Below are 23,792 nucleotides of genomic sequence, written 5' to 3'. Positions count from 1 at the left end.
GGGTAGGCATGTCGGGACTGGATAAACGCTGAAGGCATCTAAGCGTGAAGCCACCCTCAAGATGAGATATCCCATCGTTAAGAGTAAGACCCCTTGAAGACTACGAGGTAGATAGGGCTAAGCTGTAAGTGCTGTAAAGCATTCAGGTGATAGTTACTAATAGGTCGAGGGCTTGTCCAAAAAGGCTGGAAAGGTTAGAGGTTTAGATGGATTACTGGGAATGATTCATAAATGGTATGCTGTTTTGAAGGTACGATACTTCATATAAATATTCCTTCATAGCTCAGTCGGTAGAGCACGCGGCTGTTAACCGCGGTGTCGTTGGTTCAAGTCCAACTGGAGGAGTTATGCCGGTATAGCTCAGTTGGTAGAGCAACTGATTTGTAATCAGTAGGTCTTCGGTTCGAGTCCGAATCCCGGCTTTTATCTTGTTAATTCAAGATGATGGAACCGTAGCTCAGTTGGTTAGAGCAGTCGGCTCATAACCGATCGGTCCAGGGTTCGAGTCCCCGCGGTTCCAGTTTAGAGATAATCTTTTAGAGATTATCTCTTTTTTTATTCTCTTTTTTATGGAATGTGAATTAATTATGAATTGTTAGCAGCTAAACTTGCAGAGTGCTAACGGCAGTGATATACTACAAACTATCGATTTTAGAAAACAAAGAGGTGTTTACATGTCTAAGAAAGGTTCATTATCAATTAATTCAGAGAATATATTTCCTATCATAAAGAAATGGATGTATTCCGATCAGGATATTTTTGTCCGTGAGGTTATTTCCAATGCCTGTGACGCTATCACTAAGCTTGATAAGTTAAGCCTTATCGGTGAGTTTACAAAGCCGTCAGACTACAAAGGCAGAGTAGATGTCATCGTAGATTCAGATAAGCGTACAGTTACCATCAAAGATAACGGTCTCGGTATGACTGAAGAAGAAGTTGATAAATACATCAATCAGATTGCTTTTTCCGGCGCTACCGATTTCATCAATACCTATAAAGATAAGGCTAACGATGATCAGATCATAGGTCACTTCGGACTTGGTTTCTACAGTGTGTTTATGGTTTCAGATAAGGTTGAGATCGATACTCTTTCATATAAAGAGGGTGCAAAGGCTGTTCACTGGGTTTGCAACGGCGGAACCGATTTCGAATTAACTGAAGGAAACAAAACCGATATCGGTACAGTTATCACTCTTCATCTCAATGATGATTGTCTCAAGTATGACAATGAGTGGGAGATGAGAGAGATCATTGATAAGTACTGTTCTTTCATGCCTGTTGAGATCTATATCACAAAGCTTCCAAAGGATACAGAAACCATTGATGCTGATAAGAAGAATGATTCCGATGTAGTTCTTGAAGAGATACCGGGGAAGACAGAAACCGACAAGGATGGCAAGGAAACCAAGACTCCCGCAAAGGTAAAGATAGAGAAGAGACCTGTTCTTCTTAATGATACAAATCCTCTCTGGACCAAGTCTCCAAGCGAGTGCAAGAAGGAAGACTACATTGATTTCTATCACAAGGTATTCCACGACTACAAGGAGCCTCTGTTCTGGATCCACCTCAACATGGATTATCCGTATAACCTTAAGGGAATTCTTTATTTCCCTAAGATCAATATGGAATATGAGTCAGCAGAAGGAACCATCAAGCTCTACAACAACCAGGTGTTCGTTGCAGATAACATTAAGGAAGTTATCCCTGAGTACCTGATGCTTCTCAAGGGTGTCATCGACTGTCCGGATCTTCCCCTTAATGTTTCCAGATCTCAGCTTCAGAATGACGGATTCGTTAAGAAGATTTCTGACTACATCACAAAGAAGGTGGCTGATAAACTCTCCGGAATGTGCAAGGTAGATCGAGAGAATTACGAGAAGTATTGGGATGATATCGCACCATTCATCAAGTATGGCTGTCTCCGTGACGATAAGTTCTGTAAGAAGATGACAGACTACATCCTTTTCAAGGATATCAACGGAAAGTATCTTGCTCTTCCTGAGTGTCTTGAAGTAAACAAGATTGATACAGAAAATGATAATGCTGACGCATCTTCAAATGATTCAGCTGAAACAACCGTAGAGAACACCGAAGCTTCCGAGACAAAGACCGAAGACAATAAAGATTCCGGAGAAGCTGAAAAGGAAAAGAACAAGGTTATCTACTATGTGACCGATGCTGTACAGCAGAGTCAGTATATCGCAATGTTCAAGGAAGCCGGCAAAGATGCCGTTGTTCTTCCTGAGCGTATTGATCAGCCTTTCATCTCTGAACTTGAAGCAAAAAATCAGGGAGTACATTTCAAGAGAATCGATGCTGATCTTACAGAGGAATTTAAGGCTGATACTTCAGAAGATGAGGAGAAGCTTCTTGAGGAGCAGTCAAAGTCCCTTGAAACAGAAATAAGAACAGCTACAAAGAAGGAAACTCTTACCGTTAAGCTTCAGAAGATGACCCAGGCTAAAACCGCAGCTATGCTTTCTATATCCGAAGAAGGCCGTCGTATGAATGACATGATGAAGATGTATGCTATGCAGGGCATGGGTATGGCCGATATGCCGGTTCAGGAAACACTTATCCTTAACACTGAGCACCCTCTTGTTAAGTACCTTATGGAGAACGGCAAGGATGAAGCAAAGAAAGAGACTATCAATCTCATTTCAGAACAGCTTTACGATCTTGCAAGAATCCAGCAGTCTCCGCTTCCTGCAGAGGAGATGACAAAGTTCATTGAGAGATCAAACGATATCCTCCTCAAAATGGCAGAATAAATTTAATTCCATGTGATTTAATCCGCCCAATTTCCAAATGGCTCTTTGGAAATTGGGCGGATGTTTTATACTTGAAAACTACGTCTTTAGTGGAATCTCCAAAGTTTAGTGGGGCTTTCTAAAGCTGTTTAAAGTCAGACAGCGGGAGCGCTTTTGAGTGTCAAAAAAATATCAATGCCCGGGACATTAAAATCTGAACGGTGTCAATGCAATATAATTCCAAATTACTGTTTTAAATTCAGAAATATTACAGCGCTTTTACCGTCTTGACGGAAATATTTGCATTTAATATAATTTTGAGTGTTGTCGTTACAAGATTACGTCGAAAGGAATTGTGAGGATGAAGCGAATGGGATTTTCAGATACTGTTCACTATAAAGCATATTCTGCCCTCGTATCCTCAGGTCAGCATGTTCTTCATGCGATTTTCTGTGAGTCTGTTTCCGTGTGTGATATTACAATCGGAAATACTGTAATCTGCCGTAATGCAATCAAAAATATAGTGTAACCTAAGGGGAACAGCTTTATGCTGTTCCCCTTTTTAGTGTATAAGTCCGATATCAAGCAGGAACACCGGCGCAGCAATACGAAGGACTTATATGGCATCACTTCAAACAAAGGAGAATTATGAGAAAAGTTGCTGTCATCATGGGAAGCGATTCAGATCTTCCCGTTGTAGAAAAAGGCATTTCAGTACTTAAGGACTATGGCGTTCCCGTAGAAGTACATGTTTACAGTGCCCACAGAACTCCCGAGGAGGCCGCTGAGTTTTCAAAATCCGCAAGAAAGAATGGCTTTGGTGTCATCATTGCCGCAGCGGGCATGGCTGCACATCTTGCAGGTGCCATAGCAGCCAATACAACACTTCCCGTCATCGGCATCCCCTGTTCTTCCAAGGTTCTTGATGGAATGGATGCACTTCTTTCCACAGTTATGATGCCGCCCGGAATCCCTGTTGCCACAGTTGGTGTTAACACAGCAAAAAACGCTGCACTTCTTGCAATAGAAATACTTGCAGTGGAAGATGAGGGCCTTGCAGAAAAGCTTCAGGCTGAACGTGATGAAAATCACAAAAAGATCATAGAAAAAAACGCAGCCATAGAAGCTCAATTTAATTGATCTTCACCTTATCTGCATTAAAAGCTACTGTGTGCAGCCACTTTTGAACCGGTTTAAAAATGAGCGTACACATTAACTTACGGATGTTTACAAGATGTAAGCATTAATCAACCACATAACAGTTTTAATTATTAAGGAGATTTATGGGTAAACTTCATGAGGAGTGCGGTGTTTTTGGTATTTATTCAAAAAACACCAAACCATTGGCGCGTCTTACATACTACGCACTTTATGCCCTGCAGCACAGAGGTCAGGAATCTGCAGGTATTGTTGTTAATGATGAGGGAATTTTCCGTTTCCGCCGTGAACTCGGCCTTGTAAGTGAGGCTATGCCCAACAGCGAGATAGAACGTCTCGGAAACGGTCAGATAGCTGTTGGTCACGTGCGTTATGCAACCAGCGGAATCACAAATCGTATCAACACTCAGCCTATCGTTGTGAATCATGTAAAAGGCCGTATGGCTCTTTGTCACAACGGCAATCTTGTAAATTCTTATGAGCTCCGTTCAGAGCTCGAAATGAACGGCTGTATCTTCCAGTCAACTACGGATACAGAAGCAATCTCTTATATCATAACGAGAGAGCGCATCAATACCGGTTCTATAGAGCAGGCTGTCAACAACGCCCTTGATAAGCTTCATGGAGCCTATTCTCTTGTGATAATGTCTCCCTCCAAGCTTATAGCGGCAAGAGACGAGCACGGTTTCCATCCTCTCTGCTATGGAAAGCTCGAAGACGGTTCCGTGGTTTTTGCCAGTGAGTCCTGTGCCATCGAGGCAGTAGGCGGAAAGCTGGTTCGGGATGTGGAGCCGGGAGAGATCATAGTTGTAGACCACAACGGAATCCGCTCTATAAAAGATCACTGCAATAAAGTTAAGCGCTCCATGTGCGTTTTCGAATATATCTATTTTGCACGTCCTGATTCAGTTCTTGACGGTGCCTCTGTTCATGAGGCGAGAGTGCAGGCCGGACGTTTTCTTGCCCAGGAGCATCCCGTTGACGCAGATGTAGTCATCGGTGTACCTGATTCCGGTCTTGATGCCGCAGTCGGTTACTCAAGAGAGTCAGGTATTCCTTACGGTATCGGACTTCTCAAGAACAAATATATCGGCCGTACCTTCATCGCTCCGGGTCAGACAGAGCGTGAAAATCTGGTAAGGATCAAGCTTAACGCCATCCGATCCGAGATTGAAGGAAAGCGTGTGATCCTGGTAGATGACTCCATCGTCCGCGGAACCACCAGTGAACGCCTGGTTCGCATAGTGAGAGAAGCCGGAGCAAAGGAAGTTCACATGCGTATAACAGCGCCTCCATTTATGAACCCCTGCTACTACGGCATAGACATTGACTCCCGTGACAACCTCATCGCCTGTCATCATTCGGTAGAAGAGACTGCAAAAATTATCGGTGCCGATTCCCTGGGATATATATCAGTTGAAAATGTCATCAGGATAGCGGATCCCACAGGCCGGAAGGGCTTCTGTACCGCCTGCTTCGACGGAAAATATCCTACCGAGATTCCTTCCGTAACTTCAAAGAACCGTTTTGAAGAGAAGATCTCAAAGGAGTGGAAAGACAGACATACCGTTAAGTCTTCGGAAAGAGTTCCGGAAGGTGAATATATCGAGAAGTTTGAAGACTGATGACCTCTGACTTTCAGAACATATTATTCGATTTTAGATACTGAACCACGGCGCCAGTCTTTCGTTTAAGTCAGATGACGCAGCTTATATAAAGGAGTAATCATGAATACAAAGAGCTATAGCGAAGCATACAAGGATGCAGGTGTTGATATCACAGCAGGATACAAATCCGTTGAGCTTATGAAGCAGTACGTAGCAAGAACCATGACCGAAGGCGTTTGTTCCGGTCTCGGCGGTTTCGGCGGACTGTTCGAGCTTCCCGAGGGTTACAAGCATCCTGTTCTTGTTTCAGGAACCGACGGCGTAGGAACAAAGCTTAAGATTTCATTCCTTATGGAGAAATATGACACTGTTGGTATCGACTGTGTTGCCATGTGTGTAAACGATGTCATCTGCTGCGGTGCAAAACCGCTTTTCTTCCTTGACTACATTGCCTGCGGCAAGAATGTTCCAGAGAAGATTGCCGACATCGTTAAGGGTGTTGCAGAGGGCTGCGTACAGAGTGACAGCGCTCTCGTTGGCGGTGAGACAGCAGAGATGCCGGGCTTCTATCCTGAAGATGAGTTCGACCTTGCAGGTTTCTCTGTCGGTATCGTTGATAAGGAAAATATCATCGACAACAACTCCATGAAGGAAGGTGATGTTGTCATCGCCCTTCCAAGCTCCGGTGTTCATTCCAATGGTTTCTCACTGGTTAGAAAGGTTTTCGATATCGATAACATCAGTAAAGAAGAGCTGACTAAGCCTCTTACAGAGCTTGACGGAAAGTCTCTCGGCGAAGCACTTCTTACTCCTACAGTCATTTATGTAAAGCCGATCCTCAAGCTTCTTGAGAACGTTACGGTCAAAGGCATTAGCCACATCACAGGCGGCGGATTCTATGAGAACATCCCAAGATCCATTCCTGACGGCTTCGGCGCAAAGATAAAGATGGATGATGTAAAGGTTCTTCCTATCTTCAAGCTCATCCAGAAGACCGGCGACATCTCAACCCGTGATATGTTCAATACCTACAACATGGGTGTCGGAATGAGTGTTGTGGTTGCCAAGGAGGATGAAACAAAGGCTATCGAGGTTCTCAAAGCAAACGGCATAGAGGCATATCACCTTGGAGAGATAGTAAAGTCTGAGGACAAGGTTATTCTCGAATGAAGACAGATACCGTTACAGGCTGTCCATCTGCTCTGACCGGAAGATATTGGAAAGCTTAAAGCGGCAGGACAGACACCGTTGCAGGCTGTCCATCTGCTTCTGACGGGAAGACATTGGAAAGCTTAAAGCGGCAGGACAGACACCGTTACAGGCATATCTATCTGTTCTGATACCTGACAGTTATTCACTTCATTATCAAATTATCTAATGTTTATATGCAAAGGTCAGAACACTGTCCTATGTATCTTATATCTATGATTTTGGGAGGAAAATTATGGCAACATATGATGTAGCAAATCTCGGCGAGCTTCTTAAAAACAATGAGTATCCCGGACGCGGAATCGTTATCGGTAAATCAGAGGATGGAAGATCCATCGCCATAGCGTATTTCATTATGGGTCGCTCAACGAACTCAAGAAACCGTGTGTTCACAGAGGATGGTGACACAGTGACCATTTATCCTGCTGATTCCAGCAAGGTTGAAGATCCCAGCCTCATCATTTACAGTCCCATAAGAAAGATCGGTGACAACCTCATCGTTACCAACGGCGATCAGACCGACACCATCTATGATTTTATGAGAGACGGTAATACCTTTGAGGAAGCTCTTGAGACCAGAGAGTTTGAGCCGGACGGCCCTAACTGGACTCCGAGAATCAGCGGTGTTGTTACCCTTGATGATTCAGAAAGCTACAAAATGTCCATCCTTAAGTCACAGGACGCAGACGGCACAGACTGTGCGAGATATACATTTTCCTACAAGCTCCAGAATGGTCTCGGACATTTCATTCACACTTACAAAGAGAATGGCAATCCTATCCCTACCTTCGAGGGCGAGCCTGAGCGTGTAGCCATCCCTAATACAGCAGAGGAGCTTAAGCAGCTTATCTGGAATAATCTCAATGAAGATAACAAAATCTCGCTTTATGTTCGCTATATAGACGTTACCGGCAGAAGCGTTGAGAACAAGCTGGTTAACAAGTTCGAGAAGATCAACTGACATAAACAAACCAGATTGACATCCTTACGTCAGAATTAAATGATGAAACTTGAGAATACAGAGGAGCCGGATAGCTTTGCATCCGTAAGACATTGTTAAGGCTCCAAAACCAGTATTAATAGTAGGAGAACACTATGAAAGAATTTGAATTAAAGTATGGAATGAACCCAAACCAGAAGCCTGCAAAGATCTACATGCATGACGGATCCGAGCTTCCTATCGAAATCCTGAACGGCCGTCCCGGATACATTAACTTCCTGGATGCTCTTAACAGCTGGCAGCTGGTTTCCGACCTTAAGGAAGCTACAGGCCATGTGGCTGCTGCATCCTTCAAGCACGTTTCTCCTTCAGGCTCTGCCATCGGCAGAAAGCTTTCCGACAAACTTAAGAAAGCCTGTTTCGTGGATGACATCGAGGGTCTCGATGATTCACTTCTTGCCTGCGCTTACGCAAGAGCCCGTGGTGTAGACAGAATGTCTTCCTACGGTGACTTCATCGCTCTTTCTGATATCTGCGATGCCACAACCGCAAAGATCATTCACCGTGAGGTTTCCGATGGTGTTATCGCTCCGGGATATACAGACGAGGCTCTTGAGATCCTTAAGTCAAAGAAGAAGGGCGCTTACAATGTGATTAAGATCGATCCTTCCTACAAGCCTGCTGCCGCAGAGCACAAGCAGGTATTCGGTGTGACCTTTGAGCAGGGCAGAAATGACTACAAGGTTACGGATGAGGCATTTGCAAACATCGTAACAAAGAATAAGGACATCCCTGAAGAAGCTCGTCTCAACATGACCATCGCCCTTATCACTCTTAAGTATACTCAGTCAAACTCAGTAGCTTACGCAGAGGATGGTCAGACCATCGGTGTGGGTGCCGGACAGCAGTCCAGAATCCACTGCACACGTCTCGCAGGCGACAAGGCTGACCACTGGCATCTCCGTCAGAGCGACAGAGTCCTGAATCTTCCTTTCAAGGATGGTCTCAGAAGAGCCGATCGTGATAATGTTATCGACGTTTATCTCTCAGAGGAGTTTGAGGATGTCATCGGCGACGGCGCTTGGCAGCAGTACTTCACCGAGCAGCCGGCACCTTTCACAAGAAAGGAGCAGAAGGAGTACCTCGGAAAGCTTACAGGTACAGCTCTCGGTTCTGATGCATTCTTCCCGTTTGGTGACAATATCGAGCGTGCACGTAAGTCCGGTGTGTCTTATGTGGCTGAGCCGGGCGGATCAATCAGAGATGATCACGTTATTGAGACAGCTGACAAATACAACATGGTGGTTTGCTTCACCGGTATGAGGTTGTTCCATCACTGATTGTTAAATGGGCCGAGAAAATGCTGAGGGCGTGCGCCGGCCCACTCGATTGAAAGAACATCCTCACAGATATGTCCGCCCAGAATGCACAAGTATGTGCATTCTGATCGGACATATCTGCGAGTCTGTTCTTTCAACTCGCAAGCCTTGGCACCCACCCTCAGCATTTTCTCTCACACAGTATATACCGATACTTGGAGTGAATGAGTATCAAACACTTAGGAGTGTTTGATACCATTCTTGAAAAAACGGAGAAGCAAGTATAATGAAAAATAAGACAAAGATTGCGGTGTTGGTCAGTGGGGGCGGAACAAATCTGCAGGCACTGATTGATGCGGAGAAGAGGGGCGAGATTCCTGACGGGGAGATCACTTTAGTGGTTGGATCGAGACCGGGGATATATGCTCTGGAGAGAGCGGAGAACGCGGGAATTAAACATGAGGTTGTTCAGAAGGATGAGGAGAGGCTTATTAAGGTTCTTGATGAGAACGGGATTGAGCTTATCATCCTTGCGGGATATCTCACAATTCTGAGTGAGGCTTTCACAAAGAAATATGCTGACAGGATCATCAACATTCATCCTTCACTTATTCCGAGTTTCTGCGGAAAGGGCATGTACGGACTTAAGCCTCATGAGGCGGCTCTCGCAAGGGGTGTTAAGGTTACAGGTGCCACGGTTCATCTTGTAAATGAGATTCCGGATGGCGGACGCATACTGCTTCAAAAGGCTGTAGACATTGAGCCCGGTGATACTCCCGAAGTGCTTCAGAAGAGGGTCATGGAACAGGCTGAATGGAAGCTGCTTCCGAAGGCTGCTGAGATGATGAGCAGGGAGATCCGAGAGGCGAAAGCATAAACTTTATTAAATGGGCCGAGAAAATAATATAATAGTTAGTCATATACTTGTTGCACAAAAACAGACTCAAATATGACTTCGGAGGTAAGTTATGAAAATTGGTGTTGTAGGTGGCGGCGGTCGTGAGCACGCCATCATTAAGACATTAAAGAAGAATGCTTCTATCGAGAAGATTTATGCGATTCCCGGAAACGGCGGTATCGCAAAGGACGCAGAGTGTGTTCCTGATATAAAGGCAACCGATGTGGCTGCCGTTGTTGATTTCTGCAAGTCGAAGGCTCTTGACTATGTGGTTGTGGCTCCGGATGATCCACTTGTTGCCGGCACTGTTGATGCTCTCAAGGAGGCAGGAATCCCTGCTTTCGGACCTGAAGCCAAGGCTGCCATCATCGAGGGTTCAAAGGTATTCTCCAAGAACCTCATGAAGAAATACAACATCCCAACTGCCGCTTACGAGGTTTTCAATGACATCGAGAAGGCAGAGGAGTACGTTAAGACCTGTCCGATACCTACAGTCATAAAGGCTGACGGTCTCGCACTTGGTAAGGGCGTTATCATCGCAATGACCCGTGAAGAGGCTCTCGATGGTATCAAGACCATAATGGAAGAGAAGAAGTTCGGAGCTTCCGGTGACCAGATAGTTATCGAGGAATTCCTCGAGGGACCTGAAGTTTCAGTACTCAGCTTCACCGACGGCAAGGTTGTGGTTCCCATGATCTCATCCATGGATCACAAGCGTATAAATGACAACGACGAGGGTCTCAACACCGGAGGCATGGGCACCATCGCACCGAATCCTTACTACACAGATGAAGTAGCAGCAGAGTGCATGGAGAAAATATTTAAACCTACCATCGAGGCTATGAACAAGGAAGGCAGAACCTTCAAGGGCTGTCTCTACTTCGGTCTCATGATCACGAAGGATGGACCTAAGGTCATCGAATACAACTGCCGTTTCGGCGATCCCGAGACTCAGGTTGTACTTCCGCTGCTGGATTCCGACCTTCTCACCATCATGCAGGCCACAACCAACGGCACTCTTGCAGAGACTGAAGTTAAGTGGAAGTCCGGCGCTGCCTGCTGCATCGTTGAAGCCTCCGGCGGATATCCTCTTTCCTACAAGTCAGGCTATGAGATCACCGGCATTGACGAAGTGGATAATGTCTTCGTCGCAGGTGCTGACCTGAAGGACGGCAAACTCTACACCCACGGCGGCCGCGTCCTGGGCGTAGTCGAAATCGCCCCCACCCTCAAAGAAGCCATCGACAAGGCCTACACAAGTGCCGCGAAAGTCTCTTTCCAGGACATGCACATGCGAAAAGACATCGGCCAGAGAGCACTGAAGGCTCTTCAGTAACATCAGTACATCGAATAATACATATCTACACATTCTGTAACTGTTTTATCGTAGAAATGCCAAGTTAGCATGGTAGCTATGATGTATCAGATATTTAATATTACCGCCCGACACAGTGTAGGAAAATGTGAGGGATGGGTGCAAAGGCTTGCGAGATTCATCAGCGTTTCGTAAGAAATGCTGGTGCCCCCAGGCGGCGAGGCTGTTTCGGCGTAAGCCGAAATCAAACGAAAATGCCTGCGCGTAGCGCATTTCAATGGCATTTTCTCCTCGTATCTCGTGGGCCTGCGCACATCCCTCGCATTTTCCGGACGGTCCACCACACAGATAAGGAGAAACAAATGGTAAATCGAGTTTATGTTGAGAAAAAAGACGGACTTCGTCACGAGGCCCAGGGACTTCGCCATGACATCCGCCACATACTACTCATTAAGAATCTCACAGACGTACGCCTTCTGAATCGTTACGATGTTGAGGGACTGGATAAAGAAACATTTGAAAAGGCTACAAAGCTGGTTCTCAGTGAGCCTCAGCTTGATAATGTTTACACAGAGCTTCCTGAGCATAAGGATGCCTATGTTTTTGCTGTAGAGTTCCTTCCGGGACAGTTCGACCAGAGAGCCGACTCAGCTGCCCAGTGCATACAGATCCTTACAACCGGAGACCGTCCAAAGGTTCGTTCCGCCAAGGTTTACCTTCTCTACGGAACCCTCACAGAGCAGGAGATCGCTGACATTAAGAAGTATGTCATCAACCCTGTGGAGGCGAGAGAGGCTTCCCTCGAGACCTTCGACACCCTGGATGTCAAGTATGACATCCCTGAGTCTGTTGATACCCTGAACGGCTTTATCGCAGCTTCCGAGGATAAGCTCAAGGATATCCTGAAGGATATGGGTCTTGCCATGGACCTCGATGACCTTAAATTCTGTCAGAATTACTTCAAGAGCGAGCAAAGAGACCCTTCAATCACAGAAATCCGCATGATCGATACCTACTGGTCAGATCATTGCCGCCATACAACCTTCCTTACAACCATCGATGATGTAACATTCGAGGATGAACAGCTCAAGGCTTCATGGGAGCGTTACATTAATTCACGCAAGGAGCTTAACCGCACAAAACCCATCAACCTTATGGATATCGGAACTCTTGCTGCCAAGGTTCTCAAGAAGGAAGGAAAGCTTCCGAAGCTTGATGAGTCTGAGGAGATCAATGCCTGCACCGTTAAGATAAAGGTTAATGTTGACGGCGAGGCACAGGACTGGCTCCTGCTTTTCAAGAACGAGACCCACAACCATCCTACCGAAATCGAGCCTTTCGGTGGTGCCGCAACCTGTATCGGAGGTGCCATCCGCGATCCTCTTTCAGGAAGATCCTATGTTTATCAGGCAATGCGTGTGACCGGTGCTGCCGATCCGACAGTTTCTGTTAAGGATACCATGACAGGAAAGCTTCCTCAGAGAAAGCTTGTTACCACAGCTGCTGACGGATATTCCAGCTACGGTAACCAGATCGGTCTCGCAACAGGTCTTGTAGACGAGCTCTATCATCCGGGCTATGCCGCAAAGCGCATGGAGATCGGTGCAGTAGTTGCAGCCGCTCCCGCAGAGAATGTCCGCCGCGAAGTGCCTGCTGCAGGGGACGTAGTCATTCTCCTGGGCGGTCGTACAGGCCGCGACGGTATCGGCGGTGCAACCGGTTCTTCCAAGTCACATAATGTTGAGTCCCTTGAAAAGGATGGCGCAGAAGTTCAGAAGGGTAATGCTCCCGAGGAGCGTAAGCTTCAGCGTCTTTTCCGTAATGCGGAGGCTTCAAGACTTATCAAGCGCTGCAACGATTTCGGTGCCGGCGGAGTTTCCGTTGCCATCGGTGAGCTGGCTGACGGTCTTGACATTGACCTGAACAAGGTTCCCAAGAAGTACGAAGGTCTCGACGGAACAGAGCTTGCTATCTCAGAGTCACAGGAAAGAATGGCTGTAGTTGTTGAACAAAAGGATATGAATCGCTTCATGGAGCTTGCTCACGAGGAGAACCTTGAGGCTACCCATGTTGCTACAGTTACAGATACAAACAGACTTATCGCACACTGGAACGGCAAAGACATCATCAATCTGTCACGTGACTTCCTTAACTCAAACGGTGCAGAGAAGCACATCACAGTTAAGGCAGCTGCCGGCGAAAGCATTTACCGCGAGGTCAAGGGCAGCTTCAGCGAGAACATGACAGCTCTTTCAGAGGATCTCAATGTCTGCTCAAAGAGAGGTCTCAGTGAGCGTTTCGACTCCACCATCGGTGCAGGAACAGTGCTTATGCCATTCGGCGGAAAGAATCAGCGCACACCTATACAGGCAATGGCTGCCAAGATTTCCGTTGAGAAGGGCCACACAGATGACACTTCCGTTATGGCTTACGGCTACAATCCTTTCATCACTGAGAAGAACTGCTACAAGGGTGCATATCTTGCAGTAGTTGAGTCTGCAGCAAAGCTTATTGCAACCGGTGCAGGCTTCGATGACACTTACCTTACTTTCCAGGAGTACTTCGGAAAGCCTGGTCACGACAGCGCACGTTGGGGACAGCCTCTTCTGGCACTTCTCGGTGCCTTTGATGCACAGCTCGACCTCGGAATCGCTGCCATCGGCGGCAAGGATTCCATGTCCGGAACCTTCGAGAAGCTGGATGTTCCTCCAACCCTTGTTTCCTTCGCCATCACAACAGAGGATGCGAAGTACATCACAAGCCCTGAGTTTAAGGGAGCAGGACATAAGGTTCTCTGGCTTAAGCCGGAATACAGAAACGAGCTTCCTACAAAGGAAAGTCTCCTTACACTTTTCGACTATGTTCATAAGCTCGTGACAGACGGAAAGCTTGCTTCCATTTACACACCGACTTACGGCGGAGCCGCTGAAGCAGTTCTCAAGCAGTGCATGGGTAATGCTTTTGGCTTCGCATTTGCACCGAGCCTTTCAGTTCAGGATATCTTCGGATATCAGTACGGAAGCTTCATCCTCGAGCTTAATGAGAAGTCTACTCTTGATGAGATTTATGCAGCATCTGAGCTTAAGGATAAGGGCATCATAGTTGCTGACCTCGGTGAGACAACAGCGGATGCAGAGATCCGTTACAATGACGAGGTTCTGAAGCTTTCAGACCTTTGTGAGGCTTACGAGGATAAGCTTGAGAAGGTATTTAAGTGCAACATGAATCTTGATAAGGATGCAGAGCCGGAAGAGGCTGATGTTACAATAGCTGATTACACAGAGGAGAACTGGGTTGCACCTGCTGTATCGGTTGCAAAGCCGAAGGTTCTTATCCCTGTGTTCCCTGGCAACAACTGTGAATACGATTCCGCAAAGGCTATGGCCGATGCAGGTCTTGAGCCTGAGATAGTTGTAGTCAGAAACATGACAAAGCAGGATATCGCAGATTCTGTAAACGAGGTTGCAAAGCACATCGAAGAGTCACAGCTTATCTTTATCCCGGGCGGTTTCTCAGGCGGAGATGAGCCGGATGGTTCCGCCAAGTTCATTACCTCTTTCTTCAGAAATGAGGCAGTAAAGACAGCTACCATGGATATGCTCACAAAGCGTGACGGTCTCATGCTTGGTATCTGCAATGGTTTCCAGGCACTTATAAAGCTTGGTCTCGTACCGTTTGGTGAGATAAGAGATACAGATGAGCATTGTCCTACTCTTACCTTCAACACCATCAGCCGTCACCAGTCAAAGATCGTTAATGTAAGAGTCGCTTCCAATATGTCTCCATGGCTTTCGGATTCTGAACCGGGCGACATATACAGTGTACCGGTTTCACATGGCGAGGGACGTTTCATTTGCGAGCCGGAGCTTTTCAAGAAGCTTGTTGAGAACGGTCAGATCGCAACTCAGTATGTGGATCTCGATGGTCACCCGACTATGGATATCCAGTTCAATCCTAACGGTTCCTACTATGCGGTTGAGGGTATCACCTCACCTGATGGAAGAGTACTCGGTAAGATGGGACATGCCGAGAGATGGGGCCACAGCCTCTACAAGAATGTTCCCGGAAATTACGATATGGGTCTTTTCAAGGCTGCCAAGGAATATTTCGAGTAATATACGGACGCCGGAGCCGGAGGGCAGGCATTTAAAGGCGAGTCGCCGAGTCGGAAAAATTTAAAATCGGACCCCTAAGAAGCAGTAGACCCTCGCCAAAGAAAGAATCCTGACGGATTCTTTTGAACCGCTCAAAGCCGCGCGGCTCCCAAGATTAAAAAACAAATCTTGGGCAGCAATGTCTGAGTTTACTTTTATGAAAACTCAGACTTGGCGAGGGGGCTAAGGAAAATGGATCAACTGCTTCTAAGGGGTCCGATTTTAATTTTTCTCGACTCGGCTCAACGCCTTTAAATGCCTGCCCTCCGGCTCCGGCTGATCTGTTTCAACCTTTCTATATATTTATTAAATAATCTAAATACTACTTCCAATATTTTCAAAGGTGTGTATAATAGGCTCTCGTAGTTGCAATATTTCAAATTCTTGATATAATTGTATGTAGTAATGAAAACTACATCACGTAGAGCCAGCATCTCAGTCGGATAAATATTCGTCTGCATATCATATTTAAAAGTGAAAATCAGCTTTTATGGAGGAGGTATTTATGTTTACGAAGGGAAATTCTTTACTGCTTAAGATCAAGGATCCTGGCAGTTTCTTTACACATTATGTTGCAATGATTCTTTCCATAATAGCTGCAATTCCGCTTTTTTACAGGGTGGCGCAGCATCCGAGTCCGGAGCGCATACTTGCTTTTGGGATATTTGCATTGAGTATAGTTCTTCTTTATGCCGCAAGCTCCACCTATCATCTTATTGATATATCACCGAAGGTTAATGACACTTTGAAGAAGATAGACCATATGATGATCTATATGCTTATAGCAGGTAGCTATACTCCTATTTGTGCCATAGCTCTCGGGGACAGAACGGGCTGGCTGCTGCTGCTTGTTGTATGGATTCTGTCAGCCATTGGTATGGCCGTAAACATTATCTATATCCATACTCCCAAGTGGCTCAATGCTCTCATTTATATCGCTCTCGGCTGGTTATGTGTAACTGCCATCATGAAGATCAGGGCTTCGCTTACAGATGCTGAGTTTTCTCTGCTTTTCTGGGGCGGTGTGATTTATACCATCGGCGGCATCATATATGCTTTGAAGCTTCCTGTATTTGAGCGTTTTCCGAAATATTTCAGAAATCATGAGATATTCCATTGCTTCGTAATTGCAGGTTCCATGTGCCACTACGGCGTGATGATTCTGTTGGCGGGTTGATATGAAATCCCGGCTTTTTAAAAAAGTGTAATATTATCCTCCATGTACTCTTAAAGTGCATGGAGCTTTTTATTGTATCGCGGAAGAGAACCGTCCCCATTGGATTTCCGGAGTGAATATTTTCAGGAAGCTTCTGACTCCGGACAACACTGCCACAGCGTCAAGTTTTTTTGACAAACTTATTGAAATCCCTATGAAAAAGGCATTAACCTATGTTATATTTAGAGAACATATGGACATATTGATGTCTATTTATTTCCAGGTAAATGGGGGACTAAAATGAAACAGAACAATATGATCGCTCTTGGAGTTATCGGTGTTGGTATAGTTGCCGCAGTAGTTACAGGTATGCAGTCAAAGGATCTCGGAACCTCAAGCAGTGCTCCGAAGAGTAAGATTCCTGCAGATGCTGTTAAGGTAGAAGGTGTTGGTCAGGGCATGGACGGAGACGTTAAGGTTGAGCTTATCCTTACTAAGGATAAGATTTATTCCATCAATGTTACTGAACAGAACGAAACGCCAAATATCGGAACCATGGCAGTTGACCAGCTTCCTGCAAGCATCTTTGAGGCAAACAGCATTGACGTTGATGCTGTAACAGGTGCTACCGTTACATCAACAGCTATTAAGAATGCTACCGTTGAGGCTATCAAGGCTGCAGGTTTTGATCCGACAGTATTCGGCTATGTAGAGAAGGAGACTGTAGAAGTTAATCTTGATGAGATTCCTGCTGACGCAGTTACAGCTACCGGAGAAGCACAGGGACTTATGGGACCTGTTACTGTTGAGATCACAGCTACTGCCGACAAGATTTATAATGTTGTTGCCAAGGGCGACCAGGAGACTCCATCACTTGGAGGTGTAGCTCTCGAACAGCTTCCGGGCGAAATGATCAAAAATAATACACTTGATGTTGATGCCGTTTCAGGTGCTACCGTTACATCTGATGCCATCAAGACAGCCGCTAAGCAGGCTCTTGAAAGTGCAGGTCTTAATGCATCTAACTTTACCGGCGCCGCTGCTGATGCAAAGGATGCTCCTGCCGAGACTAAGGAGACTGCTGAGGAAACCACAAGTGCAGCAGCTGAGAAAAAAGATATTCCTGCCGATGCAGTGACTGTTACAGGCGAGGCACAGGGACTTATGGGACCTGTTACTGTTGAGATCACAGCTACTGCCAACAAGATCTATGACGTTGTTGCCAAAGGCGAAAAGGAGACTCCAAGCCTTGGAGGTGTAGCTCTCGAACAGCTTCCGGCCGAAATGGTTTCAAAGAACACAATTGATGTTGATGCCGTTTCAGGTGCTACCGTTACATCTGACGCCATCAAGACAGCCGCTAAGCAGGCTCTTGAGAGTGCAGGCTTTGATAAGGCAGATGCACAGGAGAGTGAAGCTGAAGAGAGTAAGGCAGAGGAAAGCGAAGCTGAGACCAAAAAGGATGAAGATTCAAAAGAAGCTGCTGCCGATGAAGTTACAGCTACCGGCGAAGCTCAGGGTATTAACGGTCCTGTCACAGTTGAGGTTACAGCTGTTGCAAACAAGATCATCAATCTTGTTGCAACAGGAGACAAGGAGACCGTCGGTATCGGCACCAAGGCTCTTGAAGAACTTCCGGAGAAAATCCTCTCTGCAAACAGCCTTAATGTTGATGCCATTTCCGGTGCCACAATAACATCTGATGCCATCAAGGAAGCTGCAAAGAAGGCCCTTGAAAGCGCAGGTATAGATCCGTCTGTTTTTACTAAATAACCATTCATTTATTAAGGCTTCAAAAATATAGCATTAATTTGAAATTATGCAGCCGTCCGACACTCCTGTCGGACGGTTTTTTTATCCAGTTATTTATACGGGCTTTCACCTTTTTAAGCTTATTGTTATCTCACTCTTATAATTTCCTAAATTGCGGATTGTTTCCGCTTTTTTTTATTTTCTAAAAAACTTTTCTTCACAGTCCTCACTATATGTCATAAAATCATATAAGAACCACAGTATAATTCTTTATTGTAATACACAAATTTTTTTCAAAAAAAGTGTAACCTGTGAACTACATTTCGTGTGTATTAGGATGAAGAGCATAAGGATAGCATTGGAAACCTCATATGCAGTATAGAAATATACAGGACGTTCCGGTTATCCGAAACAGAAACGAGGACATTACATGACTGATCAGGAAATTATAGAGCTTTATTTTGCAAGGTCAGAATCTGCAATAACCGAAACTGCAGCTAAGTATGGCAACTACTGTATCTACATAGCCATGAATATTTTATACAACCGGGAAGACAGTGAGGAATGTGTTAATGACACATGGATGAATACCTGGAACGCAATACCTCCCCAAAGACCTTGTGTACTCAGAACCTTCCTGGGAAAGATAACGAGGAATCTGGCATTGAATATTTACAGGAAACAGACAGCCGCAAAGCGCGGTAATGGAGAAACGGCAGCAGTTATTGAGGAGCTCTCAGAATGCCTTGCCGACACAAAATCTGCCCGTCCGGATGATTTACCGGAGCTGATAACATTAACAGACTGCATCAACCGGTTTCTGGAAAATCAAAAACCTGATCAAAGAAAAATCTTCGTCAGAAGATACTGGTACATGTCTCCCGTCAGTGAGATAGCAGAGGAGTACGGTTTCACCGAAAGCAAGGTGAAAATGGCGCTCAGCCGCATGAGAGCCGCACTTCTTACAACACTTGAAAGTGAGGGGATATCGCTATGAAAAAGGAAACAGAACTTTTAAAAGCCATCGGTGATATCGACGAAAAGTACATTCTTGAAGCGATGCCGAAGGCGCTTGCACAGGAAGAGGGTATTGACGATATCTCTGTCGAAACTGATTCCGGCAAAGACAGTGCCTCTGAGAAACATTCTACTGCAGAAAACGGATCCGAAAACGACAAGGTGATACATTTAAATACCAAGCGGCGTTTTAAGCCCCTGGGTACCGTTGCAGCCGCCCTTATCCTGGCTCTGGGATTTGGAACATATATGGCAGTCTTCAACGGAAATAAAGAAGTCCTGGCTCCACAGGCTGTTCAGCAGGATGCAGCTTCGGCAGAAGCAGTTTCCGGAGATTCCGCTTCTGCTGATAATGCAGAAGAGAAACCCTCGGTACTTAGAAGTATCAAACCCACTCAGAGGGAAGAAATTGCCAATGACGTTCCCTCTGAAGCACAGGCCAAAACCGGAAATCCCCCCAAAGCATCATCGAACAATGCTTTATCGGAGGAAAATACAGCAATGGATGGCGTTAAAACTGAAGGCGTGGAAGCATCTTCCGAAGAAAAAGAAGATGTTCTGACTATGATCGCAAATCCCTGGCTCGACAGCAGCACCCTCTCCGATGCGGAAAAGGATGCAGGATTTGATATCACGATACCTGAAAGCTTTTTAGACTGTAATGCCGGAATCTTCAGGTCGATGACCGGTAAAATGCTGGAGATCATCTATAATGACGCAGCTTCTCATGAAGCCTTCCGTATAAGAAAGTCCAATGCTAAAGACCAGGACATAAGCGGAGATTACAACAGCTATGATAACGAGAGGGCAGTCAGCATAGAAGGAACAGAGGTTACTCTCAAGGGTACAGGTGATAATGTCTATGTCGCCATCTGGACTAAGGATGATCACAGCTACGCCATAGACATTGACAGCACACAAAATATCGGAGAATCAGAAATTACGGAACTTATAAAACAGATTTCGTAAAAAATATCAATCACAAAGGAAGGAGATAAGTTATGAAAAAAAGATCTATCAAATTAAACCTTAAAAAAGTAACAGCTCTTACTGCTGCATTTGTTTTATCAGTCATGGCACTGATAGCCTGCGGAAGCAAGTCTTCTGCCACAAGCGACAATTATAATTATAAAAGCGCCGGGTCCAACTATATGTCAGAAGCCAGAATGCCTATGGCAGATGCGGCTGCGGGGGCAGACATGTACTCAGCAAACTATGCCGAGGAAGCCGACGAAGGTGCGGTTTTAGGTGCGGCATACTCTTCCGAAACTGCTGCGGACGGATCTGAAAATTCTAATGTAGACACACAGAAGATTCCCGATGATCGTAAGCTCATCAGAAATGTCAATCTTTCATTCGAAACAACGGAATTTGACTCCTTTGTAAGAGATATCCAGAACAGAACCACAGAGCTTGGCGGTTATGTGGAATCCAGTGACATTAATGGAAATGCAAAAACAAACTCAAGCCGTTATGCCTATTTCACCTTACGTATCCCAAAGCCGCAGGTTGATGCCTTCCTGGAATTTGCCGAAGGAAGCGCTAATCTCACAAGAAAATACGAGAATACACAGGATATAACATTAAAATATCATGATACTGAATCCAGAAAGAAAGCGCTGAAGGAAGAGTATAACCGGCTTCTCGAACTCATGGCTCAGGCAGAGTCCGTTGATGCCATCATTTCCATCGAAGAGCGTCTTTCAGATATCCGATATGAGCTTGAAAACTATGAATCCAATCTTCGTTCCTATGACAATCAGGTTGAATACTCAACCATAACAGTGGATGTTTCCGAAACAAAGGTTTACACACCTACACCTAAGACCACATTCTGGGGACGTATAGCAGCAAATCTCGAATCAAATTTAGTAGATCTTGCCGAAGCAATGACCGATTTCCTCATCTGGTTCATTTCAAGCATACCTGTATTCATTTTCCTGGCTATCATCTTCTTCATCTTAAAATTTATAGTTAAGGGAATCATTAATGCATGCCGTAAGGGAGCAGAAAAGAGAGCCGCAAAAAAAGCTGCAAAGATGACCGGCATTCCAACCCCTTCAGCTCCGATACCTGCAACTCCGACCACTGCAGATGTCAAACCCGAACCTGCTGAAGCTGCTTCAAACGACAAAACCGAACCTGCTGCTGCAGCCAAAGCGTCGGAGACAAACGAGACATCAGAAAAAACGGATAATGAAAAATAAGTAAATATATAAAAAACGGAAGAAAATGCAAGGGATAACATCCCTTGCATTTTCTGTACCATTTGTGCTATAGTACCAACAAACTTGAGACAAAAGACAGGAGAAAAGCCTCAGGTTAGCGCCAGGACCGTAATTGGTCGACGAGGATGACAGTTATCGAAAGACTCGGCGGATGCTGTCACGGATTTGTGAATCGAAAGAGAAAAAAGAAAAAGCGGAATCAAAACCGTAACAGAGATTTTCTCACTCACTGATGAACTGATGAAAGAGTTGTATAATAGACTTGTGTCACTTTTGAAGTAATCATTTTTCTCTTTAGAAGTGTCAGGTTAAGTCTTGTTTCGTGATGATGTAAGGACGAAAACATTGGCCTGAACATCACCACCGGTTTTTGTATGAATGAAACTCTTCATCCCGTATGTTTTATCAGAGAGGAGATTTTTTTATGTGTGGAATAGTTGGTTTTGTAGGAAATAAGCAGGCAGCGCCTATACTTTTGGACGGACTCAGCAAGCTTGAGTACAGAGGTTATGATTCAGCGGGAATCGCCGTAAGAAACGAAAAAACAGAAATAAAGGTAGTAAAGGCTAAGGGCCGTCTCAAGAACCTTTCGGAAAAGACAGATGACGGAAAAGCTCTGAAGGGTGAGTGCGGAATCGGTCACACAAGATGGGCTACCCACGGTGAGCCGAGTGAGACCAATGCTCACCCCCACGTCAGCTTCCATAAGCAGGTAGTTGCCGTTCACAACGGTATCATCGAAAACTTCCAGGAGATAAAGGATAAGCTTCTGAAAAAAGGGTATGTATTCTACTCTGAGACAGATACAGAGGTAGCCGTAAACCTGGTTGATTACTATTATCAGAAATACGGTCAGGGCCCCATCGATGCAATATCCCGTGCCATGGTCCGTATCCGCGGATCCTATGCTCTTGAGTTTATGTTTACAGACTATCCCGGAGAGGTCTACGTTGCCCGTAAGGATGCCCCTATGATCATCGGTATCCAGGATGGATCAACCTATATCGCATCTGATGTTCCTGCCATCCTCAAGTACTGCAGAAATGTTTATTACATTGACAATCAGGAAATCGCAAAGCTTACAGCCGGAACCGCAGAGTTCTTCAGTCTCGATCAGGAGCCTGTAACAAAGGAACTGGTTGAGATCAAGATGGATGCTCAGGCTGCAGAAAAGGGCGGCTTTGAGCACTTCATGATGAAGGAAATCCATGAGCAGCCGAAGGCAGTCCGTGACACAATCAACTCTGTTGTAAAAGACGGCAGGATCGATCTCAGCGGCGTTGGTCTCAGTGAAGCTGAGATCAAAAACATTTCCCAGATTTACATCGTTGCCTGCGGCTCAGCATATCATGTCGGAGTAGTATGCCAGTACGTTCTGGAAGGACTTGCACGTATACCTGTCCGCGTAGAGCTTGCTTCCGAGTTCCGTTACCGTAATCCTATCCTTGATCCTAACGGTCTCGTTATCATCATCAGCCAGTCGGGAGAAACTGCTGACTCACTTGCGGCTCTCCGTGAAGCAAAGGAGAGAGGCGTTAAGACTCTGGGAATCGTTAATGTTATCGGTTCTTCCATTGCCCGTGAAGCCGACAATGTGTTCTATACCTTAGCAGGTCCTGAAATCGCGGTTGCCACCACAAAGGCATATTCAACACAGCTCATTGCAGGTTACACTCTTGCGGTTGAATTTGCAAAGGTACGTGGGGAGATCGACGCAGAACGTTATTCAGCACTTATCTCCGAGATTGAAGCATTACCGCAGAAGATAGAAGATATCCTCAAGGACAAAGAGCGTATCCAGTGGTTTGCAGCCAAGCAGGCCAATGCTCAGGACGTTTTCTTCATCGGAAGAGGAATCGACTATGCCATCGGCCTCGAGGGTTCACTGAAGCTTAAGGAAATAAGCTATATCCACTCCGAAGCCTATGCTGCGGGAGAACTTAAGCACGGAACCATTTCTCTTATTGAAAAAGGCATCCTGGTTGTAGGTATACTGTCACAGCCTGAGCTTTTCGAGAAGACCGTTTCCAACATGGTTGAAGTTAAAGCCAGAGGCGGATACCTTATGGGACTTACCACCTACGGAAACTACAATATAGAAGATACAGCTGACTTCACGGTTTATGTTCCCACCACAGATCCTTACTTTGCAACCTCCCTTGCTGTAATTCCGTTACAGCTCCTTGCATACTATGTAAGTGTTGCCAAGGGTCTCGATGTTGATAAACCAAGAAATCTTGCAAAATCAGTAACTGTTGAATAATAGCAGGAGAGGGGGCAGCCCCCATC

General features: G+C 45.5%; 16 protein-coding genes, 3 tRNA genes and 1 rRNA gene. All 20 read left to right on the top strand.

What is annotated here, in order from left to right:
* Positions 1-180, top strand: a 23S ribosomal RNA gene (locus BLV86_RS06720); the annotation flags it as partial.
* 92 nt (positions 181-272) lie between these two features.
* Positions 273-345, top strand: a tRNA-Asn gene (locus tag BLV86_RS06715).
* Positions 346-349: 4 nt separating this feature from the next.
* Positions 350-422 (top strand) — tRNA-Thr (locus BLV86_RS06710).
* 24 nt (positions 423-446) lie between these two features.
* Positions 447-520: transfer RNA gene (locus BLV86_RS06705), tRNA-Ile, on the top strand.
* A gap of 154 nt (positions 521-674) precedes the next feature.
* Positions 675-2,771, top strand: a complete 2,097-nt coding sequence (htpG, locus tag BLV86_RS06700) for a molecular chaperone HtpG (RefSeq protein ID WP_090815813.1) — start codon at positions 675-677, stop codon at positions 2,769-2,771.
* 349 nt (positions 2,772-3,120) lie between these two features.
* Complete coding sequence (locus tag BLV86_RS17770; RefSeq protein ID WP_155991450.1) at positions 3,121-3,279, top strand: hypothetical protein; 159 nt, start codon at positions 3,121-3,123, stop codon at positions 3,277-3,279.
* Between the two features lie 119 nt (positions 3,280-3,398).
* On the top strand, positions 3,399-3,890 hold the full coding sequence (gene purE, locus BLV86_RS06695; RefSeq protein ID WP_031553639.1) for a 5-(carboxyamino)imidazole ribonucleotide mutase: 492 nt from the start codon (positions 3,399-3,401) through the stop codon (positions 3,888-3,890).
* Positions 3,891-4,033: 143 nt separating this feature from the next.
* Positions 4,034-5,533, top strand: a complete 1,500-nt coding sequence (purF, locus tag BLV86_RS06690; protein ID WP_090815810.1) for an amidophosphoribosyltransferase — start codon at positions 4,034-4,036, stop codon at positions 5,531-5,533.
* A gap of 102 nt (positions 5,534-5,635) precedes the next feature.
* Positions 5,636-6,685: a phosphoribosylformylglycinamidine cyclo-ligase gene (purM, locus tag BLV86_RS06685; protein ID WP_090815809.1), complete on the top strand. Its 1,050-nt coding sequence runs from the start codon at positions 5,636-5,638 to the stop codon at positions 6,683-6,685.
* 274 nt (positions 6,686-6,959) lie between these two features.
* Positions 6,960-7,685 (top strand): IMP cyclohydrolase, encoded by a 726-nt coding sequence (locus BLV86_RS06680; protein WP_090815808.1) that lies wholly within the window; start codon positions 6,960-6,962, stop codon positions 7,683-7,685.
* Between the two features lie 134 nt (positions 7,686-7,819).
* A complete protein-coding gene (locus BLV86_RS06675; protein WP_090815807.1) occupies positions 7,820-9,004 on the top strand; it encodes a phosphoribosylaminoimidazolecarboxamide formyltransferase in 1,185 nt (394 codons plus the stop codon).
* Between the two features lie 265 nt (positions 9,005-9,269).
* Positions 9,270-9,860 carry a phosphoribosylglycinamide formyltransferase gene (gene purN / locus BLV86_RS06670; protein ID WP_090815806.1) on the top strand — a complete coding sequence of 197 codons (591 nt, stop codon included), beginning with the start codon at positions 9,270-9,272 and terminating at the stop codon, positions 9,858-9,860.
* 91 nt (positions 9,861-9,951) lie between these two features.
* Complete coding sequence (gene purD / locus BLV86_RS06665; protein WP_090815804.1) at positions 9,952-11,217, top strand: phosphoribosylamine--glycine ligase; 1,266 nt, start codon at positions 9,952-9,954, stop codon at positions 11,215-11,217.
* A 341-nt stretch (positions 11,218-11,558) separates the two neighbouring features.
* Positions 11,559-15,311, top strand: a complete 3,753-nt coding sequence (locus BLV86_RS06660; protein ID WP_090815802.1) for a phosphoribosylformylglycinamidine synthase — start codon at positions 11,559-11,561, stop codon at positions 15,309-15,311.
* Positions 15,312-15,855: 544 nt separating this feature from the next.
* Positions 15,856-16,527, top strand: a complete 672-nt coding sequence (trhA, locus tag BLV86_RS06655) for a PAQR family membrane homeostasis protein TrhA (RefSeq protein ID WP_031553666.1) — start codon at positions 15,856-15,858, stop codon at positions 16,525-16,527.
* Between the two features lie 279 nt (positions 16,528-16,806).
* Positions 16,807-18,279: an FMN-binding protein gene (locus tag BLV86_RS06650; RefSeq protein ID WP_090815800.1), complete on the top strand. Its 1,473-nt coding sequence runs from the start codon at positions 16,807-16,809 to the stop codon at positions 18,277-18,279.
* Between the two features lie 409 nt (positions 18,280-18,688).
* Positions 18,689-19,255, top strand: a complete 567-nt coding sequence (locus BLV86_RS06645; protein WP_090815798.1) for an RNA polymerase sigma factor — start codon at positions 18,689-18,691, stop codon at positions 19,253-19,255.
* Positions 19,252-20,244, top strand: coding sequence for a hypothetical protein (locus tag BLV86_RS06640; RefSeq protein WP_090815796.1), 993 nt, complete (start codon positions 19,252-19,254; stop codon positions 20,242-20,244). Before BLV86_RS06645 ends, BLV86_RS06640 begins: the two co-directional genes overlap by 4 nt.
* Before the next feature lie 32 nt (positions 20,245-20,276).
* On the top strand, positions 20,277-21,482 hold the full coding sequence (locus tag BLV86_RS06635) for a DUF4349 domain-containing protein (protein WP_090815794.1): 1,206 nt from the start codon (positions 20,277-20,279) through the stop codon (positions 21,480-21,482).
* Between the two features lie 445 nt (positions 21,483-21,927).
* The gene (gene glmS / locus BLV86_RS06630; protein ID WP_090815793.1) at positions 21,928-23,766 is read left to right on the top strand and encodes a glutamine--fructose-6-phosphate transaminase (isomerizing); all 1,839 of its coding nucleotides are present in this window, start codon (positions 21,928-21,930) and stop codon (positions 23,764-23,766) included.
* Positions 23,767-23,792: the final 26 nt, after the last annotated feature.

Origin of the sequence: Oribacterium sp. KHPX15 (genome assembly GCF_900107835.1) — a bacterium.
Lineage (GTDB): Bacteria > Bacillota > Clostridia > Lachnospirales > Lachnospiraceae > Oribacterium.
This window is presented reverse-complemented; position numbering and strand designations above follow the sequence as displayed.

Coding starts and splice junctions, on each gene's coding strand:
- BLV86_RS06680 (WP_090815808.1), top strand. CDS start 6,960: ATGGCAACATATGATGTAGCAAATCTCGGCGAGCTTCTTAAAAACAAT.
- BLV86_RS06660 (WP_090815802.1), top strand. CDS start 11,559: ATGGTAAATCGAGTTTATGTTGAGAAAAAAGACGGACTTCGTCACGAG.
- BLV86_RS06675 (WP_090815807.1), top strand. CDS start 7,820: ATGAAAGAATTTGAATTAAAGTATGGAATGAACCCAAACCAGAAGCCT.
- BLV86_RS06635 (WP_090815794.1), top strand. CDS start 20,277: ATGAAAAAAAGATCTATCAAATTAAACCTTAAAAAAGTAACAGCTCTT.
- purM (WP_090815809.1), top strand. CDS start 5,636: ATGAATACAAAGAGCTATAGCGAAGCATACAAGGATGCAGGTGTTGAT.
- BLV86_RS06640 (WP_090815796.1), top strand. CDS start 19,252: ATGAAAAAGGAAACAGAACTTTTAAAAGCCATCGGTGATATCGACGAA.
- purF (WP_090815810.1), top strand. CDS start 4,034: ATGGGTAAACTTCATGAGGAGTGCGGTGTTTTTGGTATTTATTCAAAA.
- glmS (WP_090815793.1), top strand. CDS start 21,928: ATGTGTGGAATAGTTGGTTTTGTAGGAAATAAGCAGGCAGCGCCTATA.
- trhA (WP_031553666.1), top strand. CDS start 15,856: ATGTTTACGAAGGGAAATTCTTTACTGCTTAAGATCAAGGATCCTGGC.
- BLV86_RS17770 (WP_155991450.1), top strand. CDS start 3,121: ATGGGATTTTCAGATACTGTTCACTATAAAGCATATTCTGCCCTCGTA.
- purN (WP_090815806.1), top strand. CDS start 9,270: ATGAAAAATAAGACAAAGATTGCGGTGTTGGTCAGTGGGGGCGGAACA.
- purD (WP_090815804.1), top strand. CDS start 9,952: ATGAAAATTGGTGTTGTAGGTGGCGGCGGTCGTGAGCACGCCATCATT.
- BLV86_RS06645 (WP_090815798.1), top strand. CDS start 18,689: ATGACTGATCAGGAAATTATAGAGCTTTATTTTGCAAGGTCAGAATCT.
- BLV86_RS06650 (WP_090815800.1), top strand. CDS start 16,807: ATGAAACAGAACAATATGATCGCTCTTGGAGTTATCGGTGTTGGTATA.
- purE (WP_031553639.1), top strand. CDS start 3,399: ATGAGAAAAGTTGCTGTCATCATGGGAAGCGATTCAGATCTTCCCGTT.
- htpG (WP_090815813.1), top strand. CDS start 675: ATGTCTAAGAAAGGTTCATTATCAATTAATTCAGAGAATATATTTCCT.